This is a genomic window from Marinobacter sp. LM1 (genome assembly GCF_042763285.1).
In the GTDB taxonomy this organism is placed as follows: Bacteria; Pseudomonadota; Gammaproteobacteria; order Pseudomonadales; family Oleiphilaceae; genus Marinobacter; species Marinobacter nauticus.
Genome location: NZ_CP114373.1, coordinates 2,763,007 through 2,781,993, shown reverse-complemented (window position 1 = coordinate 2,781,993; position 18,987 = coordinate 2,763,007). Strand labels below are relative to the sequence as shown.

The following is an 18,987-nucleotide window of genomic DNA, read 5'->3' as shown; positions in this document are numbered from 1 at the left end:
TTATTTTTTTCTCCCTTCTGTTTTTCTTCCTTGATCAAAACGCGACCTCTGGCATTAGTACGTACACGCCCAGAATGTCGGCTGGCAGTTGTGGGTTAACCTGGAAAGTACCGCGGCCCTCCCGTTCTGAATCCCGCACCCTTCGGTGATCCTGCAGGAGTTGTTGGCCATGCCCGCGGGCAATGTCATCCAGAGCCGATTGTTGTTCCTGAAGACGCTCCAGAGCCTGCTTAACGGCGCGCTCGCGCACATCGGGCGTGGTATTTTGTGTCGCATCCAGGTTAAACAGTGACACCGCTTCCTCTGTGCTGAGCTGGCGGGGCATCTGGTTGCCTTCCATCACGACGGTTACGGCTTCTTCCGCCAGCATTTCCCGGCGATTACCTTCCCGCTCTACCACCAGGTTGGTGCGTAAACGCAGCAGGGCGATGATGGTGCGTTGATTGACCTGATTAGTGGTGATGGCGCCCGCCCGGCGGGCGGGGCGGTCTGCGGCAGGCAGGTCTTCCGATTCCAGGGCGCGTTCGGCCAGTTCATCCGCCAGTACGGTGACCAGAGGGTGGCTGCGGTGAATGTAAGCCACATCTCGTGGTAGCGGTAGCGTAAATCCGATCTGATCCAGTCTGCGGATGCCATGCCCTTCCAGTCTTTGCTGGATGGCCGCTGGCAGTTCACTCCAGCTCATGCGGTAGTGTTGCCTGTGGGGTTGAAGCGGTGCCCGCAATGCCGCCAGAGCTTTGGTAATGAAGCGCTGCACGTCAGCCTGGCTGCCCAGAACCTCCTGCATACGCTGCCATTCCGGCAGCACCTCTTCCGGATGGATGGCTTGCTGGGCAAAGATGGTGCGGTTGCGTTTGGCTTTGTCCCGAGCACTTTCCCAGCTTACGTCCACTTGTTGTTCTATGTCGTCCAGGGTTTCGACGTCCTCCAGCCCCAGGCCCATCTGGCTCATGCCGCTGTCCAGGCCGCGGGTGAGCAGAACCGTCTGCATGATGGCCTGAGTCACCCGGTTTTCGTCTTCGGGCATGGGCACGCTGACCCCCAGTGCTTTGCGGATGGCTTCAGCTTTGCGGATGATCACTCGCAGCACTGCTCCGTCTACAGGGTTGTTATCTCCATAGATCATCAGCGCTTTTACCACCGGAGTGCGCTGTCCGAACCGGTCTACGCGGCCTTCTCGCTGCTCATGGCGGGTGGGGTTCCAGGCCAGATCGTAGTGGATGACAGCATCAAAGTGCTCTTGCAGATTGATACCCTCTGACAGACAGTCGGTGGCGACAAGAATGGGTGGCTCGTCCTCGTTGGCCTGCGCTTCTACACGCTCTTCGCGCTCGGCCGGGTGCAGCTCGCCGGTGACACACTGAACGTTGTACCCCTTAAACGCTTTGGCCAGGTGCTCTGCCACATAATGCGCCGTTGGGATGTAACGGCAAAAAATGACGGGCCGGAAGCCTTCTTCAAGCATGGGTTTGAGCCGGGCAATCATCTGCTTCAGCTTGGGGTCGGCCTTTGGGCCTTGCAGGCTGGCGGCTCGTGCAATCAGTTGTTGCAGCAAAGGCACGTCCTCAACCTGGGCGCTGGGTTCCAGGTCGTCCTGGCTTTCGTCACTGCTGTCCAGAATGGTTCTGTTGCCCAGCTCGTCCAGAGTATCGATGGCTTTTGCGGAGTCTGCTTCTGGCTGGATGGAGCGGTCTATCCGGTTCTGGAGTGTTCGAACGGCCGCCGCAGGTGACGAGGAAATGCAGCGCAGCAAGGCCAGGGCGGCCCACCAATGCAGGCGCTGCTGGAATTGATCCAGGTTCTCGGCGCGGTCTACCAGCTCTCTGGCGTAATTGACGACATCCTGAAACAGCCCCATCCAATCGCCTTGCATGCGGTAGGCCGTTTCAGCCACCTCGCGATCCGGGAACTGGGTATTGTCCTGCCATTCGGCGATATCTTGACGGCGACGCTGAACCATATGCTTGGCAAGGCGCCTGCGAATGGGGTTTCGACTGTCGTCCAGGCGCGTCAGGGTGGCGAATTCTTGATCGAGCAAACCAAGAAGGTTCTGAAATGCTTGCTCATCGCCGCTGTGTGGCGTGGCTGTCAGCAAGAGCAGGTTGCGAGTAGCCTTTTCAGCCAGCCCTTTGAGCAGGGCATAGCGTTGGTGCCGGCCCTGGCCACTGCCCTGGGCGCAGGTGTGGGCTTCGTCTACGATCACGAAATCTGGGCAGCTGCTGAGGAATTCGTCCCGGCGACGGTTGGATTTTATGTAGTCCAGGCTGACCACCGTGTAAGGGTAGTGCTGGAACAGGGATTCGCTTTGTAGCAGGCCTCGCTCAAGCCGGGCGGCTGTGTGGCGGCTGACAATAACCGGGCGCAGGTGGAATTTTTCGCTCAGCTCCTCCTGCCACTGTTCGCACAGGTGGGGCGGGCAAAGTACAGTGAAGCCTTTTACCTCGCCGCGGTCGATCAGTTCCCGCAGAATCAGCCCAGCCTCGATGGTTTTACCGATACCCACGTCATCGGCAATCAGCAGACGCACTACCTCTTGTTTGAGTGCCATTAGCAGAGGCACCAGTTGGTAGGCCCTTGGTTCGAATGCCAGGTTGCCAATGGCCCGGAAAGGCCCGGCACCAGCCCGAAGCTTCAGCAGCATGGCATCGCGCAGTAATTGGCCGGACTGCTGGTTACCTTCGCGGGCATCCTCAGGGTGCGGTGCAGGGAAGAGGGCCTGCTCCACGCGCTCAAGTGCCGCCAGCAGTCGTATGCGGTCGTCATCTCCGCTACCCAGGGCTCTCAGGTAAAGGTCGTCACCGGCAGACTCCGGGAGCACAACCCACTCCCGATCGCGCGCCCTGACAATGCTGCCCGGGTTATAAGCGGGTGATGTGGCTGGTGCATTCATGAGTCGGAAGTCTCCCGTTTAGCTGGTTCAGTCATGGTGCCGAATACATCCGGATGGCGCGCAAATAAGGCGGGCCAGCTGTTGGTTTCTTTGGGGAAGCGCAACACCAGGAAGCCCGCGTCTTCAAGATCCCGTGTTTGTTGCTGGTCGATCATGCGGCGGTCTTCGTGGTCGTGATGGGGGCCGTCTACAAAGATCAGGGCCCGGCTATCGCGGTAGGCGAAGTCCGGCCGTACATTGAACTCTTTGAGGTAAGGCTGTGCCGCATCCGGTTGGCGCAGTGAATAGCGCTGGAGTGCATCCAGCCAGGCTTGCTCAAGACTGCTTCCGCTGGCTCGTTTGAGTTGCGCCGCCTGATCCGCTGGCCGATTGCCGCCAGAGCCTGTTTCCAGCGTCATTTCTGTTAGCTGGGCAAGCCACTGGAGGGCTTCCTGGTCGCGGCGGTCGATGTTTTCGTGATCTGGTTGGTTGAAGTAGCTGAGGATGCAGCGATAACAGCCCGCCTCACAGCTGGCGTTGGTGTCTTGCCATTGGCTTTGAGGCAACTCATGCCAGGCAACGGTGTCATCCGGGCGCTGCCAGTGCATTAGCTCCAGGGCGGTTTCAGCCACCTGGCGCCACGCAGAGGGTTCTGTGGCAAGGCGCGTCAATACCCCCGCACCGCCTTCGGCAGCTTCATAAAAGAGCAGTGCATTGCGCTCATGCATGTTTGGCAGGGGCTCTGCCATCAGCTCGCTTTCTTCCAGCTGGAAATTGAGCTCAATGCCGCGTTTGATCGCATATTGCAGCGTGGCTGCCGTGGTAGGCGACATGGCCAGTCTTGGCCGAATTACCAGGACATTGCGCCGATCGGTGACGAAGGGAGAAATACGCTGGCGCTGATTCACCGGTTCGTCGGCCTCGTTGTCTTCGTTGCCACCCTGTTCATCGTCTTTCAGCCAGGTGCCATTGAGCGGGTCAATCATGAACCCGTCAATTTCTTTATTTTTGCGTCGTTTCCAGCCCAGGTTGATGCGCCAGATGTGGGCTTGTTGCGCATACTCCATCTCAGCGAGCGGGTCATCGCCCTGTTGCATGTTGCTGCGCACAGCTTTCAGAACACCGTTCTCTTCTGGGTACTGGAGCGTGGTGCGAAGGTCGTAGCCCTGGCGCATGCGCTCTTCTTCGTCGCAAGTGATGCGGGTTACTGGACGCGTGGCCACGTTTTCAATTCGGAAAAGGTTGTGCACCATTTTCCCTTCCGACAGCGGTGTCTGGCAGGCGACGCACAAATCCAGGTCAAGTTGCTCGTTGAAGTGCCCGTAACCACAATGTCCGCACATTTTGGCCTGCTGCTCGGGTAGCTTGGCCTCTGTCACTTGTTGCTGATCCACGGCGCCGAGAATGACCCGTTTAACTCTGTACTGCTGGCCTTCGTGGTAAATAAGGCTGAGCGGACCGAATTCCGAAATCGCCAGGAACCGGGGCCGTGACAAGACACGGTTATGATTTTCCCGCCGACTGGTTCGGGTGCCGGGGATAAAGGCCGCCAGCGGCAGGCGGGGGAAGTTGTAGCCTGGAAGGAAACCCTGGCCAGCCAGATAACGGTAGGTTTCAAAGTCTGACTGCCGCTTGCTGTTATCCTGAAGCAGACTGAACTGAATGGAACCTTCCTCCCAGCGCCTTTTTGCAATATCCCGCTCCCGCTTGCTGCTGGCCGGGCTGGTCATCAAGCGATTGGCTTCCTCGATCTGTTTCAACGTGGATCTATAAAGATCGCGCCAGCGAGTGAAGCAGTCGTTGAGCCTTGCCATGGCCTGCTGAAGGCGTTTATCTGCCCACCCTGATGCAGCTACTTCCAGCGGCTCCTGGCTGTTGAGCCATACGCCTTGGGCCGGCGCTAGCGCATCGCCGAGCAGCTGCATCAGCCGCTTGCCGCGTTGTTGGGCACCGGCAAGCGCCTTTTCGTCGGCCAGGGAGTCGGCATAGCTCTCACTGATTGGCATGCCCTCTTCGGTTACGTCGATCAGTTCGTTGATAGCGGCTGGTAATCGAGTTCCCGTTTCAGATAGCCAGGTGGCGAACAGGTGACTGCTGACCAGTTCTTCGTTTGCGAGATCCAGCATGGGCGGGGTCACTTGCCCGTGCACCATGCGTCTGGGTTCGCGGAAGAAATATTGGTCGTGCGGGCTTTGTGCAGCGCAATAGGTGACTACCAGTGCTGGCTGGCCAGAGCGGCCGGCTCGGCCGCTGCGCTGGGCGTAGTTCGCCGGTGTTGGCGGAACGTTTCGTAGGTAGACCGTGTTCAGGGAGCTGATATCTACACCCAGCTCCATGGTCGGGGAGCAGAACATAACCCTCAGCTCACCGGATCGGAATGCACGTTCCCGATCTTCGCGGTCTTCTGGATCAACTTGTGCGGTGTGTTCGTGCGCCAGGAACTGGAACCAATCATGGTGCTGATGTTTCAGGCTATCTGCGACAGCCTGGTAGAGCGCGGTGAAGTAAGGGTTGTTGGCAATGGCCGGTGCGAGGGGATCGCGCTCCGGAGTTCCACTGCCACGTTTCCAGACTAGAACTTCCCCAATCAACTGGTAACCGCTGAGCTCTTTATCGACGGTTTCGGCTTCAATCAATCCGTAGGTTTCCAGTGCCTGAAGCAGTGCTTCGATGAGCGCCGGCCAGTTCTTATCGTTCAGGGGCTCGTAAGGAGCATTGCCCCAAATACCTGGCTTTTTGAGCTCCTGGGCAAGACGGGACCGGCTGCCCAATGAAACGAGGTCGAACTCCCGCCCCTTTGGTCGGCGGCCGATGATGGCGTGGCTGCCTTTCGCCATGTCTCTTGCGCTGCCAAGCTGCCATTTCTCTGTCAGATGGGTAGTGGCAAGGTTTACCCATTGCTCGTGCTGCAGGTGGTCCAGGTAACGGGTACGGATGCACAGGTTTTTGCGCATGACATCCAGTACCAGTTTGCACACCTGATAACGAACTGCAGGGGTTGCCTTTGCAAGCATATCGGGGGACTTTTCCCAAACGCTGTCATCTTCTGTCAGTTCTGTCAGTCCGTCGTAGGCTATTTCCAGCAAACCTAATTGTTCGAGGTTCGGCACTGTGAAACGCCAGCCACGGCGCAGGTCGTGGTATGCCCGGTAGCCCAGTACGTTGCGCATGGCTTCCTCGGCATCACGCTTGAGCCGGGGAATACGTTGCTCTGGGTTTTGGAGGTAGTCTGCCCGGATGGCGGGGTCGTTACTGTCCATTCCCAGGGCATTGAAGATGTGCTGGGCGAGGTCCCGGTCGGTTAACAGCGCACCATCTTGTTGCTCAAGAGAGGCAAGAACACCGGCTCGAACCAGCAGGATCTGCATAAAATCGTTGAAATGGCCGGCCTGGAGCGCAGCATCCTGTCGGTTGTCGCTGAATCCAAGCAGCTTTCTGGCTTCATCCGCCAGCTCATTATCAGCGCCCAGAAGGTATCTCAGTGACGACAGTGTGAGGGTTGTGGTGGCCGAACTCCGACCTTCCGCTGATAAAGAGCCGAGTCGGGTCCAGTCGCGTCCGGAGCTGTGCGCCTGGCCACAGTTCAGGCAGAACCGGAAGCCGCCGGGTAGATAATAGCCGCGCGCGCCTTGTAAGTGTTGGGTGCCACTGGGCAGGACGTGAATCTCCTGGGGGCGGAACTTGGAATAGTAAGACTTTATTTTGGGTGGGTCTTTCTTGAAGTCCAACCAGGTTTCCGGGTAGTCCTCTTCGTTCCAGTGACCGAGCATGACAAAGCCGTAGCCTGTGTCTTCCTCTTCTGCAGACGTTTCCTTGATGTCTCTGGGCTGGAATCCGAGTTCGCCGGTTTCATCATTTTGTTTATGCCAGACAGGGTAGTAATCCTGGCCGCAACTACGGCAGAAATGCACGGTGTAAAAGCGCCGAGAGCGATCACCAGGAACGTATTGTTGGCCATGTAGATCGAGGGTGCGTTTACCCGGCTCTTCGAGTGTGGCGTAGAGGTCGCCTGCACCCGAGATAAACTGGTGCAGGCGGAACGCAAACAGTGGTTTATCGTTTATGTCTCTGGTGCGGTAGGCCAGTAACAGGAACTGTGCGAGGTAACGCTGGCAGTGTTCGGGGGCAAGGCCAGAGGCCTGACTCAGCAGGTCCGCCGCTTCTTCGAGTGTCTTGGGTTTTGCTCGGACCCACATCCCTTCTTCTTTAACAATGCCGAGAGTGAGTTCCACCCAGGCGGCGACAGGGTGCTTTCGTAGAGTGTCGAAATCGATCTGCGCCGGGAGCAGTTGTTGCAGTGCCGCTGCAAGTGCGGCTTTATCCGGCATGTCTCCTGGAATTTGGCGCTGCAAGGTTTCGCCAATGATGTTCGCCGGAGGCACTTTCTGGCCAAACATCTTGGAGGCAACCTCAGCTACCTTGGCCTGACGCTCTTCCCGGGTGCCATCGGTTGCCATGGTGGCGGATGTGCCGATGCAGATCAGACCCAGATTCATCCGTTCCCGAACACGGCGGACTAGCATCGCAACATCGGCACCCTGGCGGCCGCGGTAGGTGTGCAGTTCGTCCAGTACCAGGAACTGAAGCCCATTGGAGTGCCTGATAACTGCCTTGTCCCGTTCGTTCTGCCGGGTCATCAGCAGTTCCAACATCATGTAGTTGGTCAGGATAATGTCGGGAGGATTCTGCATGATCCTTTCCCGCTCTTCCTGGTCTTCCTGACCGGTGTAGCGGGCGTAGCTGATAGGCCGGGTGTCATCGGCGTAGTCAGATAGAAATTTTTCCAGTTCTTCCTTCTGGCTGTTCGCCAGAGCGTTCATTGGGTAGATAACAATAGCGCGAATTCGAGGAGTGGGGTCTTGCTGCTTATCCCGGACGATCGCATCAACCATGGGGATGAAGTAGGAGAGAGACTTGCCCGAGCCAGTGCCTGTGGTCAGAACGTAGGGCTCATTGCGCTGGCAACAATCAATAGCCTCTCGCTGGTGCTTGTAGAGCGTTGCAGGCACTCCAGAGGAAGTGGCGCTCTTGCCGAACCGGAAGATGCTGGCGGTAATGGGCGTGAGGATGCCCTCGGAGGCTAGGGAGTCGACGGTGCCCGTGGTGACGTAGGACGGGTTGATCTGAATCAGTGGGGAGGGCCAATAACGGCCTCCATCGTATTCACTGTCCAGGAAGGTGCTAATGTCCTCAGCCCTGGGTTGAATAAATGAGCGGGTAAAGTCTCGGTAGTCACCGACCAGCTTGTCCCGAAATTCAAAAACGTCCATCAGGCTTGGCGCCTCCCTTGCCTTATTATTGGTGCCCCAGCAGGCAGAATACTGTTGGCATTGAGCGATTTAGACTAGCTCCGAAAGTCTACCAAAGTTTCAGGAGAAAACGTGGATAGATCAAGGGCATATTAGCAGCCCTACATGCGACGAGGTGAGATTTGAAGAAGCGCGCGATGCATCCGCGAGTAAACGCTGGCTGATTTAAGTATCGTTGCTGGAGACAAAAATCGTGCGGGTGTCTATTTATGACTCTAGCTGACCGATGCCCACCCTCGCGAAATTGGAATCGGAGGGTGGTTTTTTTGTGACGCCTCAGTGCATGGTTTTCCCCGCACCAAGTTGAGGGTGCTGGCTGGAAGAGTAGTCAACGGTCGCGTAGAACTTATTTGGCTCCTCAGAGTTCTGGAAAAGATCGAGCGTAATCCAGTCCTCGCCCCGTCGCATCTGGACGGTGAGATTGATCTCTTCGCAATTGAACTCTTTGGTGAGCGTGGCCGCCAGGTTCTGGGTCTTTTTCATGAAGTCCATATTGAATCCCTCCAATCAGAACCAGACGTTCTTTTTGATAGTGCCCAACTGGTCCGCCGGGCTGGCGGTCGCCGGTGTCAGCTGTGACAAGGAGCTGTCACCGGTGGTGCCATCGCTGTAGTTCTGGAGATTGTCGCCGATCACCAGGCTGGTGCCGTCCGTGCACGACACCCGCACCTCGGCTTTGCTCAGCTCGAAATTGTCGAGAGTCTCCGCCAGAGCGTTGGCCTGTTTGAGCAGGTCGGTAATCTGTTCAATCAAGTGTTTCATCATTTTGGAATATCCTCTGCTTGCTTCTTGAATTGGTCACGCAATTCGAGACCTATTTCGACGTTACCCCATTTCGTCGTTCTAGCAAGCAAATAGATTTTGGCCGGACCGTGTGCTTGAATGTCAGGCAAAACAGAGAGATATCGCCCCTATTGACGAACGGCGATCGCCAAGTCGTAAAAACTAGGTGGCTGGTGAGTAAAATTTTTGGCTAAAAATTGATCGTTTTGGGGTTGAGGGGTAGGTTGGTGGGTTAATCGGATTTTCGATTCTAACTATTTGATTTTAATGCTGGGATGGTACCCCCGGCAGGACTCGAACCTGCTACCTATCCCTTAGGAGGGGATCGCTCTATCCAGATGAGCTACGGGGGCATCGCAAAGGAGGCGGTATGATAACGGCCCGAGGCAGCGGGCTCAAGGCTGTCATTTTTCATTTGTTCACACTGTCTTGCCGTTTCCGGGTAGATCACGTGGGTAGTCGCTGACTATCATAGCCCCGGCCTCTGAAGTATGGCCGGGCGGGTTCGTAATCTCTCCCGTCAATCCTTCGGCACAGGGCCCAGGTCCCGCAGGGTCTGAAGGATCGCATCATCATTCACGGCATCGCCGCCGGTGGTGACCAGCAGAGCACGTTGCCGTTCAAGCATGGCCTGTTCGAAGGTTTCTTTCAGCTCCTCCAACGAGACTTTCTGAATGGCATCAGCCAGGACTTCCCGACTATTGAACTTGGTATTTTCCCGGTCGATCTCCCGCCAGTAACGGCTGGACACTTCGCCCAGTTGCCGGTCACGCTCCAGCAATTGGCTGATCACTGCCTGTTTTTCCCGCGCAAGCCGGGTGTTATCCATCTCCGCCAGTTGTTGCGCGAAAGCCTGGCTGAACTCCTCAACGGCTGCGTCGATGGCTTGTGCGTCTGCGGACGGGGATTGCACAACCAGCCCGAGTGCCGGCGTTTCCAGAATCTCGAACGCGGTCGCGTAGACGATGTAACCGAGCTGGCGCGTGGTCCGGATTTCCTCATAGAACGGGCTGCTGATGATTTGTGCCAGTAGCCGGTACCGGGCCCGCTCCGCGTAGGAAGTGTTGTTGCCCTGCAGGTATAAGGTGTAGCCGGTATCGGGGTGCTCAACGGCCAGATGCGCGCCGGTCTGGCCCTGAGGCAGCTGGCGAATTCGCGCCCGATCCACGTTTGTACGCTGGTGATCGGCGAGTACCAGAGCCTGAACCTGTCTGGCCATATTCAAGGCACTGGCCTGGGTCAGGTTGCCATGGGCGAGCATGACGGGATCGGTGCGGGCCAGGAAACTGTCAGCAAAGCCTCTCAGCTCCTCCAGTGTGATATCGCGCGCTGCGGCCAGGCGGTCCTCCACGGGAAACGTGCCTTCCAGCAAGGCGGTTTGGACAAATTCCGAAGTCTGTTGCACCGGCCGTTCTTTGCTCTTGTTTTCCAGAGCATCAATCAGGTTCTGGCGCGCGATCCTGAATCGCTGTTCGGTAAGGCCGGGATTGGCGAACTCCAGTAGTATCTGGTTAACCAGCTTGTGCAGCTTGTCGTTGTAACCGCCTACACGGATGGTAACGCCACGGAGGTGGGGGTAGACACTGTAGTCCAGCCCGGCCAGCCGGGCAGAATACGCCCAAGCGTTGAGGTTGGTATTAATGGCGTCTACCAGTAGCCGTGTGAGCACGGAACTCCGGGCGGATTGCCGCGCGACCGGCGTTCTCAGGCTGACAAACAGGTTGGCTTTCGGGGCGCCGAAACGGGTATCCCGGGCGTACCAGATATCCAGGCCCTCCAGTTCGGCAATTTTCTCCGGCTGAGCCATGCTGTGCCCCGCCACCAGCTCGAGGTTTTCCGGAACAAAGGGGTTGGGCTCGGGCAGGGAAAGTTGTTCAGCCAGGCTGGGGGCGGTCATGTTGTCGATGTCGAGGGCTGCTCTGACCCAGGGCGTTTGATACCACTGAGTATACTTTGGCTCACTCGCGTCCAGGTTCGGGGCGGCAACCCAGACTTTAAGGTTGTCTGGTGTCAGCTGATCGAGGATTGCCCTGTATTGCTCGGGGGCATAGCGTTCCAGCAGCCAGGGCGCGCTCAGCACGTCCTCCGGCGGATAGTCCTTGAGAAGCCTGGACAGGCGCATAGCTTCGCTTTGTGCTTCAGCGCGTTCCCGGAAACGGAAATCAATCATGGCCAGCTGGCGCATTTCGTTGAAACGTTGCTCACTGATGCCGTCTTCGCGAATACGATCTATGTACTCAAAGGTGAGGGCAATGATCTCGTCCTGATGTTCCAGGCCTTCCCGGGTAAGCGACATGCTGATGTCCAGGGTGGCATGTTCACCGGTGTCCATTCCTGAACCTGCGGAGAGGCTTTCTACCAGGCCTGCGCGTTTCAGAACGTCAAACAGGCTGCCGGGGCCTTCGTGGCCCAGCAGGTTGGCAACGTAGGCTGCGGGTTTACTTTTATAGTAACGCTGCTGAGAGGGGATCGGGAAAGACAGCGTCATGCTGCGATTGTCTTTCAACGTCTCGGCTGTCACTTTCTCTGGCAACCGGGAGGTGTCGTACAGCGGGTGAGGGTGAACCTTGGGTTCAAGGTTACGGTTGGCGATGGCGCCAAAGCGCTCCTGCACCATGCGTTCCAGCTCATCCAGCGGCTGTGGGCCGTAGACTGCCAGGGTCATGATGTTCGCCGAATAGTTTTCTTCCCAGAAACGAATCAGGTCAGGCCGAAGCGGGTTGTCTTCGGTGTTTTCCAGGGTCTCGAGGTTGCCGACTGCAAACTGGCTGAAGGCATGATCCGGATTGCCCGCAGCCTTCCTGACAGAGAGCAGGCGCCGTCCGTCATCCTTGAGTTTGGAGCTGTACTCCGAGTGCACGGCATTGCGCTCACGATCCACCAGTTCCGGGGTGAACAGGGGAGCAGAGAACTGTTGGGCGAACCGGTCCAGTGCCGGCTCCAGAAACTCTGCTTCGACATCAAAGAAATAGTTGGTGTCCTCAAACGCTGTGAACGCGTTATGACTGCCGCCGTGGCTGCGAATAAATTGCTGGTATTCGCCTGCCTCCGGGTACTTCTCGGTGCCCAAAAACAGCATGTGCTCGAGAAAGTGCGCCAGGCCAGCCCGCTCTTTCGGGTCGTTTCCGCTGCCCACGGCAACGTTCATGGAGGCGGCGGCTTTGTCGGTTTCCGGGTCCGAAGCGAGGATCACCCGCAAGCCATTGTCGAGTTCGATGAACCGATACTGGTTCGGATCATTGGGACTTTGGGTGGGTGACACACTGGCTGTCGCCAGTGGAGCCAGTAACACGGTGACGACCAGCAACAGCCTCTGTAGCAGAGCGTAGCGAGATCGAACAGGTAACGGATGTTTCGAAGTCATGGTGCCTCGGGTTCCGGAATGGCGTTCAGGTCGGAAAAGGGATCAGTGCATCTGGTTGTTTTTGGCGCTGTCAGGCTTCTGTTCTATGGTTTGGCGCGCGAGTTTGGCCGCCTGGTCAGCGTCGAGTTCACCAGAGGCGATCCGCTCCAGCACCGTCGCCATGATCGCAACGGACTGTCGATAATCGGCAAACTCGGCCTGAAACGCCTTGTCGATTGCCTGGTATACGGCCTGAATCTTGTCTTCCCGGGAACCACTGTCGGCGGCGGTGTCGTTGATGGCCTTCAGGCAGGCACGGGCGATGGCAATATGGCGTTCGGTGTTCGGATTGTTTTTCGGCATGGCAGTTTCTTTTAAACCTTGATGTCTGGCTCGGTTAGTGACGCCGAATGGCGCTGGAAGTTCCCGATTATGTCATTGGTAAGAACCTCTTGCATTGCCTGGTCGTAATTAAATGACCCAATGCGGTGGTCGCGGTTTCTTGTGCTAATCTCAATCACATTGTGTCGATAAACCGGACAGGGAGTGAGGTGGAGCTGGCTGCTTTTAGAGTAATGGCTCTAGCAAAAACAATGGGTTACAGAGTAAAAGCTCTAAAAAAGTTCGATACATGAGGGTTGCAATTAAGTAGAATTGCCGACCGATGGAATCAGCTACGACTTTAGTCGTATCTGTGTCGGTTAAAGACAAAAAACACAACAGGCAGAATGGAGTACCTATGAATTATTTCCTGACAGGCGGCACCGGTTTTATCGGTCGTTTTCTGGTTGAGAAACTCTTGGCGCGCGGCGGCACCGTGTATGTTCTGGTTCGCGAGCAGTCCCAGGACAAGCTGGAGCGGCTCCGGGAGCGCTGGGGTGCAGACGACAAGCAAGTGAAGGCTGTGATCGGCGACCTCACCAGCAAAAACCTTGGTATTGACGCGAAAACGCTGAAATCACTGAAAGGAAATATTGACCACGTATTCCATCTTGCCGCGGTCTACGACATGGGCGCAGACGAAGAAGCCCAGGCGGCCACCAATATCGAAGGCACCAGGGCGGCTGTTCAGGCTGCAGAAGCCATGGGCGCCAAGCATTTCCATCATGTGTCATCCATCGCGGCAGCGGGTCTGTTCAAGGGTATCTTCCGGGAGGATATGTTCGAAGAAGCCGAGAAGCTTGATCATCCTTACCTGCGCACCAAGCACGAATCCGAAAAAGTTGTGCGTGAAGAATGCAAGGTTCCGTTCCGCATCTACCGCCCTGGTATGGTCATTGGCCATTCGGAAACCGGCGAAATGGACAAGGTGGACGGGCCCTATTACTTCTTCAAGATGATTCAGAAGATCCGTCACGCGTTGCCCCAGTGGGTACCCACCATCGGTATTGAAGGTGGCCGGCTGAACATTGTACCGGTGGATTTCGTGGTCGACGCCCTGGATCACATTGCGCACCTGGAAGGTGAGGATGGCAACTGTTTCCATCTGGTGGATTCTGATCCGTACAAGGTGGGTGAGATTCTCAATATCTTCTGCGAGGCCGGCCATGCCCCTCGCATGGGTATGCGCATCGATTCCCGGATGTTCGGTTTTATTCCGCCGTTTATTCGCCAGAGCATCAAGAATCTGCCTCCGGTCAAACGCATTACCAGTGCGGTTCTGGATGACATGGGCATTCCGCCCTCGGTGATGTCCTTCATTAATTACCCAACCCGTTTTGATACCCGGGAGCTGGAGCGGGTTCTGAAGGGCACAGACATTGAGGTGCCGCGTCTGCCGTCCTATGCCCCGGTGATCTGGGACTACTGGGAGCGCAATCTGGACCCGGACCTGTTCAAGGACCGCACTCTCAAGGGCACGGTTGAAGGTAAGGTTTGCGTGGTCACCGGCGCGACCTCGGGTATTGGCCTGGCAACGGCAGAGAAGCTGGCAGAGGCCGGTGCCATTCTGGTCATTGGTGCGCGCACCAAGGAAACTCTGGATGAAGTGGCGGCCAGCCTGGAGGCCAAAGGCGGCAACGTGCATGCGTACCAGTGCGACTTTTCGGACATGGACGACTGCGACCGCTTTGTGAAGACGGTGCTCGATAATCACGGCCACGTGGATGTACTGGTGAATAACGCGGGTCGCTCCATCCGCCGCTCCCTGGCGTTGTCTTTTGACCGCTTCCACGATTTTGAGCGGACCATGCAGCTGAACTACTTTGGCTCCGTTCGGCTGATCATGGGCTTTGCGCCAGCCATGCTGGAGCGTCGCCGCGGGCACGTGGTGAATATTTCTTCCATCGGGGTACTTACCAACGCTCCGCGTTTTTCGGCCTATGTCGCCTCGAAATCCGCACTGGACGCGTTCAGCCGCTGTGCCGCTGCGGAATGGTCGGATCGCAATGTGACCTTCACCACCATCAACATGCCGTTGGTGAAAACGCCGATGATCGCGCCCACCAAGATCTACGATTCCGTGCCGACGCTGACACCGGATGAAGCCGCGCAGATGGTGGCGGATGCGATTGTGTACCGGCCCAAGCGCATTGCCACCCGTCTTGGCGTGTTCGCGCAGGTTCTGCATGCGCTGGCACCGAAGATGGGTGAGATCATTATGAACACTGGCTACCGGATGTTCCCGGATTCTCCAGCAGCTGCTGGCAGCAAGTCCGGCGAAAAGCCGAAAGTCTCTACCGAGCAGGTAGCCTTTGCGGCGATTATGCGGGGGATATACTGGTAATCGTCGTTATAGGCCAAGAAAAAACCCGCCTCGGCGGGTTTTTTCGTTTCGGGTTGGAGATTTCATTCCTGGGGTTCTTCGGCAATTTCGATTGGCGGCGGCGGAAACCCGCCCAGTTCACGCCAGCGATTGACGATGCCGCAGAACAGGTCTGCTGTCTTTTCCGCGTCGTAGGCGGCCGAGTGGGCTTCCTTGTTGCTGAAGGGAATGCCCGCCAGTTTACAGGCCTGGGCCAGCACGGTGTGGCCGTAGGCGAGGCCCGCCAGGGTAGCGGTATCAAACGTCGAGAATGGATGGAACGGGTTGCGTTTGATATCGGCCCGCAGCGCTGCCGCGAAAACGAAATTATGATCAAACGTGGCATTGTGGCCCACCAGTACCGCTCGCTTGCAGTCGTGTTCTTTTACCGCCTTGCGGATGGGAGAGAAAATCTCGCTCAGGCCTTCCCGTTCCGGTACCGCCTCCCGCTCCGGATTCCAGGGATCGATACCGGTGAAATCCAGGGCCGACTGCTCCAGATTGGCGCCTTCGAACGGGTCGATCTGCTGCACGTGGGTTTCGCTCCGGCGCAGCCAGCCATCCTCATCCATGGTCAGCATTACGGCAGCGATTTCCAGCAGAGCATCACGTTCCGGGTTGAAGCCGGCGGTTTCCACATCGACCACCACCGGCAGAAAGCCGCGAAAGCGCTGGGACATGGGGTGGGGCTGTTTGTTTTCGTCTGACACTCGAACTCCGATGTTCGTGGTAGTGAATGAATAGGGTTTACGCCAGGCGCCAGTTAACGGTTTCACCGGCCTTCAATGGAACAATGTCGCCGCCGGCCAGAGGCAGGTGTTCCGGCATGGTCCAGGGTTCCCGCACCAGCGTCACGGTGTCGGTATTCCGGGGCAGGCCATAGAAATCCGCGCCGTTGAAGCTGGCAAAGGCTTCCAGCTTGTCCAGAATGCCCAGTTCCTCAAAGATATCGGCATACAGACCGATGGCGCCGTAGGCGGAGTAACAGCCGGCACAGCCGCAGGCGGCTTCCTTTTTATCTTTTGCGTGTGGGGCAGAATCCGTGCCCAGGAAGAAACGGGGATCGCCACTGGCCACGACTTCTCTGAGTGCTTCCTGATGCTTGTTGCGCTTGAGGATGGGCAGGCAGTAAAGGTGCGGGCGAATACCGCCAACCAGCATGTGATTGCGGTTATACATCAGGTGCTGAGGGGTGAGAGTTGCCCCGAGATTATTGCCCTGGTGGCTACGGACAAAGTCGGCCGAATCGGCCGTGGTAATGTGTTCCAGAACCACCCTGAGCGTCGGGAACGCCGCCAGTGTTGGTGCCAGAACCCGCTCCAGAAACACCTTTTCCCGGTCGAAGATATCGATGTCGCTGTCGGTCACCTCGCCGTGTACCAGCAACAGCATGCCGCAATCCGCCATCGCCTCCAGTACCGGGTAGATATTGCGGATGTCTGTCACGCCGGAGGCAGAGTTTGTGGTGGCACCAGCCGGGTACAGTTTCGCTGCCACTACGCCAGCGGCTTTGGCTTCACGAATGGTCTCGGCGGTGGTGCTCTCGGTCAGATACAGGGTCATCAGGGGCTGGAAGTCTGTTCCCCGGGCCGCGGCCAGAATGCGATCCCTGTACGCCATGGCCGCGCTGGCATCGGTTACCGGCGGTACCAGGTTGGGCATGATGATAGCGCGGCCGAAGCAGGCGGCGGTGGCGGGGACCACATCGTTCAGAATGTCGCCGTCGCGCACGTGCAGGTGCCAGTCGTCCGGGCGTGTGATGGTTATCTGTCGGGTCATGAGAAGGTATCCGAAAGCGAGCGCAAAATTTCGCGGATTATATCAGAAGCGAAAAGCAGATGTTTTTAACCTGATCGTAAGTTATCCGGCTCAAGTTCCCGGTCGGGTCGCCGTTAACCGGTTAGTTCACTGGTTTAAAGGCTCCACGGGGCATTCCTATGGTTTCACCTAATTGGTTCTTCAGACAGGGCAGGTTGCTGAAATCACTGGCGACGGCAGGGTTGATGTCATTGTCCTCTGCGCCCGTGTTGTCATCCAGTTACGGTGCCGGTATTGAAAACAGCCAGTGGTACCTCTCCGAATCGGTCTTTGAGTGTTCCCTTGTCCATGAGGTTCCAGGCTTTGGCCGTGCCGTACTCAGGCACCGGGCGGGGGAAGACCTGCGTTTCTATCTGGAATCGGATCTGAGTGTGATGCGCCCCGGCCAGGGCCAGTTGGTGGTTGAAGCGCCGCCCTGGCGACCGGGAGTGGCGCCGAACCCCATTGGCGCTGTGCAGGTAACGGATAGTCCGCGCTCTGTGAACCTGGGGAATCGGGAAGCGGTGTTGATTGCCCAGGGGTTGTCCCGGGGTATGCAGCCGACGGTTACCCGGGCTGCGGTATACAGCGGCCAGCCGGTACGGGTGCAGTTGTCGAATGTGAATTTTTCCGGCCCCTACGCCGGCTATCGTGAATGCGTTGCCAGTCTGTTGCCGGTTAACTTCGACCAGGTTCGGCGCAGCCGGGTTCCGTTTGCCAGCGGAAGTACCAGCCTGTCACAGGCCGACAGGAACTTGCTTGATAATATTGTGACCTACGTGATGGCCGACAGCACGGTAGAGAGAATCTTCGTGGACGGCCATTCCGACAGTATTGGTAGCCGGATTGATAACCGCGCGCTGTCGGAGGAAAGGGCCAACGTGGTGGCAGAGTATCTCAAATCCCGGGGCATCGATGAGAACATGCTGACGGTCCGGGCCCACGGCGATCAGTATCCGGTTTCCCGCCGGCCGGCTGATAACCGCCGCACCACCATTCGTTTGCAACGCCAGGGTGAGCGCCCGGAACTGCTGCAGGCTAACGGTATGGGAAGCGAATTTTCGGGTTAACCGGAAACGCTCGCTCCCGGGTTTCAATACACCGCGTTCAGAACGTCCAGATGCGCGGCCACACTCTCTGACAGGGCTTTCAGGTGATACCCGCCTTCCAGCGTGGAGATGATGCGGTCGTTGGCGTGGTCATGGGCGACGCTCACCAGCATTTCCGTTAGCCAGCGATAATCCTCGGTTTCCAGATTCAGTTCCGCCATGGGGTCAAGCCGGTGACCGTCAAAACCTGCCGAGATCAACACCAGTTGCGGGCGAAAATCCTGCAGTTTCTTGAGCCACGCGGCTTCAACCGTCTTGCGGTACTCGGCCGGTGAGCAGTCGGCTGCAATCGGCGCATTGACAATATTGTCGGCCTGCCGGTGCACATGGGAATGCGGATAAAACGGATGTTGAAAACTGGAGCACATCAGTATGCGTTCATCACCACTGACAATGTCTACCGTGCCGTTACCCTGATGCACATCGAAATCGACAATGGCCACCCGCTCCAGGTGATGAAAGGTGAGTGCCCGCATCGCGGCCAGGGCGATATTGTTATAGAAACAAAACCCCATCGACTTGGTTCGTTCGGCATGGTGTCCCGGTGGGCGGGCACAGACAAAGGCGTTGGTTACCTGGCTGCTCATAACCATATCGACAGCCTGCACATTGCCGCCTGCGGCCAGCCTGGCGGCTCTCAGGGTATCCGGCATCATCGCGGTGTCCGGGTCGGTGAACACCCGGCCCCGGGTCGGCTGCATCAGGTCCAGCTGGTGCAGATAGCTTTCCGGATGCACGGTCAGCAGTTGGTCCCGGGTAATTTCTTCCGGACGAACCCAGTCCAGTTCCTGTTGCAGGTTGGTATCTGCGAGGTAGGCGAGAATGCTTGAAAGGCGTTCAGGGCTCTCCGGGTGCTCCGGGCCCATGTTGTGCTTCATGCAGTCGTCGTGGGAAAAAAATGCCGTGGTCATGGGTAATGCCTGAACCTGAATATGCTTATTATCGCTTTCATGTTATCAGGGATAACCGAAGCCTGTCGTATTTCTTTGGTCTAATAACCCGTTAGTCGATTTACATCATGAATTCGCCACCTA

Annotated in this window: 11 protein-coding genes and 1 tRNA gene; 2 read left to right on the top strand and 10 right to left on the bottom strand. The window is 57.3% G+C overall.

Annotated features, from left to right (window positions below):
- Positions 1–34: 34 nt before the first annotated feature.
- The 7 genes from OZ656_RS13035 to OZ656_RS13005 form a co-directional block, all read right to left on the bottom strand.
- Complete coding sequence (locus OZ656_RS13035) at positions 35–2,890, bottom strand: helicase-related protein (protein ID WP_136631989.1); 2,856 nt, start codon at positions 2,888–2,890, stop codon at positions 35–37.
- Positions 2,887–8,139 carry a DEAD/DEAH box helicase gene (locus OZ656_RS13030; RefSeq protein ID WP_379944559.1) on the bottom strand — a complete coding sequence of 1,751 codons (5,253 nt, stop codon included), beginning with the start codon at positions 8,137–8,139 and terminating at the stop codon, positions 2,887–2,889. Before OZ656_RS13030 ends, OZ656_RS13035 begins: the two co-directional genes overlap by 4 nt.
- A 315-nt stretch (positions 8,140–8,454) precedes the next feature.
- Positions 8,455–8,670: a hypothetical protein gene (locus OZ656_RS13025; protein WP_136631988.1), complete on the bottom strand. Its 216-nt coding sequence runs from the start codon at positions 8,668–8,670 to the stop codon at positions 8,455–8,457.
- A 15-nt stretch (positions 8,671–8,685) separates the two neighbouring features.
- Positions 8,686–8,943: a hypothetical protein gene (locus OZ656_RS13020; RefSeq protein ID WP_136631987.1), complete on the bottom strand. Its 258-nt coding sequence runs from the start codon at positions 8,941–8,943 to the stop codon at positions 8,686–8,688.
- 294 nt (positions 8,944–9,237) lie between these two features.
- A tRNA-Arg gene (locus OZ656_RS13015) sits at positions 9,238–9,314 on the bottom strand.
- A gap of 167 nt (positions 9,315–9,481) precedes the next feature.
- Entirely contained in the window at positions 9,482–12,325 is a 2,844-nt protein-coding gene (locus OZ656_RS13010) for an insulinase family protein (RefSeq protein ID WP_379944558.1), read from the bottom strand.
- Positions 12,326–12,367: 42 nt separating this feature from the next.
- On the bottom strand, positions 12,368–12,667 hold the full coding sequence (locus OZ656_RS13005) for a hypothetical protein (RefSeq protein WP_278350489.1): 300 nt from the start codon (positions 12,665–12,667) through the stop codon (positions 12,368–12,370).
- Positions 12,668–13,043: 376 nt separating this feature from the next.
- Between OZ656_RS13005 and OZ656_RS13000 the strand changes: the two genes are divergently transcribed.
- Positions 13,044–15,029, top strand: a complete 1,986-nt coding sequence (locus OZ656_RS13000) for an SDR family oxidoreductase (RefSeq protein WP_278350490.1) — start codon at positions 13,044–13,046, stop codon at positions 15,027–15,029.
- Between the two features lie 62 nt (positions 15,030–15,091).
- Here the strand turns inward: OZ656_RS13000 and rnt are convergent, their stop codons facing one another.
- Both rnt and pyrC read right to left on the bottom strand, forming a co-directional pair.
- On the bottom strand, positions 15,092–15,757 hold the full coding sequence (gene rnt / locus OZ656_RS12995; RefSeq protein ID WP_153741649.1) for a ribonuclease T: 666 nt from the start codon (positions 15,755–15,757) through the stop codon (positions 15,092–15,094).
- 37 nt (positions 15,758–15,794) lie between these two features.
- Entirely contained in the window at positions 15,795–16,826 is a 1,032-nt protein-coding gene (pyrC, locus tag OZ656_RS12990) for a dihydroorotase (protein ID WP_273030995.1), read from the bottom strand.
- Positions 16,827–16,984: 158 nt separating this feature from the next.
- Between pyrC and OZ656_RS12985 the strand changes: the two genes are divergently transcribed.
- Positions 16,985–17,914 carry an OmpA family protein gene (locus tag OZ656_RS12985; RefSeq protein ID WP_379944557.1) on the top strand — a complete coding sequence of 310 codons (930 nt, stop codon included), beginning with the start codon at positions 16,985–16,987 and terminating at the stop codon, positions 17,912–17,914.
- Between the two features lie 23 nt (positions 17,915–17,937).
- Here OZ656_RS12985 and OZ656_RS12980 read toward each other — a convergent pair whose 3' ends face one another.
- Complete coding sequence (locus OZ656_RS12980; protein ID WP_114435037.1) at positions 17,938–18,864, bottom strand: histone deacetylase family protein; 927 nt, start codon at positions 18,862–18,864, stop codon at positions 17,938–17,940.
- Positions 18,865–18,987 lie beyond the last annotated feature (123 nt).

What these genes read in the sequence shown, in the direction of transcription:
- OZ656_RS13035 (WP_136631989.1), bottom strand. Translation starts at nt 2,890, where the DNA reads ATGAATGCACCAGCCACATCACCCGCTTATAACCCGGGCAGCATTGTC.
- OZ656_RS13030 (WP_379944559.1), bottom strand. Translation starts at nt 8,139, where the DNA reads ATGGACGTTTTTGAATTTCGGGACAAGCTGGTCGGTGACTACCGAGAC.
- OZ656_RS13025 (WP_136631988.1), bottom strand. Translation starts at nt 8,670, where the DNA reads ATGGACTTCATGAAAAAGACCCAGAACCTGGCGGCCACGCTCACCAAA.
- OZ656_RS13020 (WP_136631987.1), bottom strand. Translation starts at nt 8,943, where the DNA reads ATGATGAAACACTTGATTGAACAGATTACCGACCTGCTCAAACAGGCC.
- OZ656_RS13010 (WP_379944558.1), bottom strand. Translation starts at nt 12,325, where the DNA reads ATGACTTCGAAACATCCGTTACCTGTTCGATCTCGCTACGCTCTGCTA.
- OZ656_RS13005 (WP_278350489.1), bottom strand. Translation starts at nt 12,667, where the DNA reads ATGCCGAAAAACAATCCGAACACCGAACGCCATATTGCCATCGCCCGT.
- OZ656_RS13000 (WP_278350490.1), top strand. Translation starts at nt 13,044, where the DNA reads ATGAATTATTTCCTGACAGGCGGCACCGGTTTTATCGGTCGTTTTCTG.
- pyrC (WP_273030995.1), bottom strand. Translation starts at nt 16,826, where the DNA reads ATGACCCGACAGATAACCATCACACGCCCGGACGACTGGCACCTGCAC.
- OZ656_RS12985 (WP_379944557.1), top strand. Translation starts at nt 16,985, where the DNA reads ATGGTTTCACCTAATTGGTTCTTCAGACAGGGCAGGTTGCTGAAATCA.
- OZ656_RS12980 (WP_114435037.1), bottom strand. Translation starts at nt 18,864, where the DNA reads ATGACCACGGCATTTTTTTCCCACGACGACTGCATGAAGCACAACATG.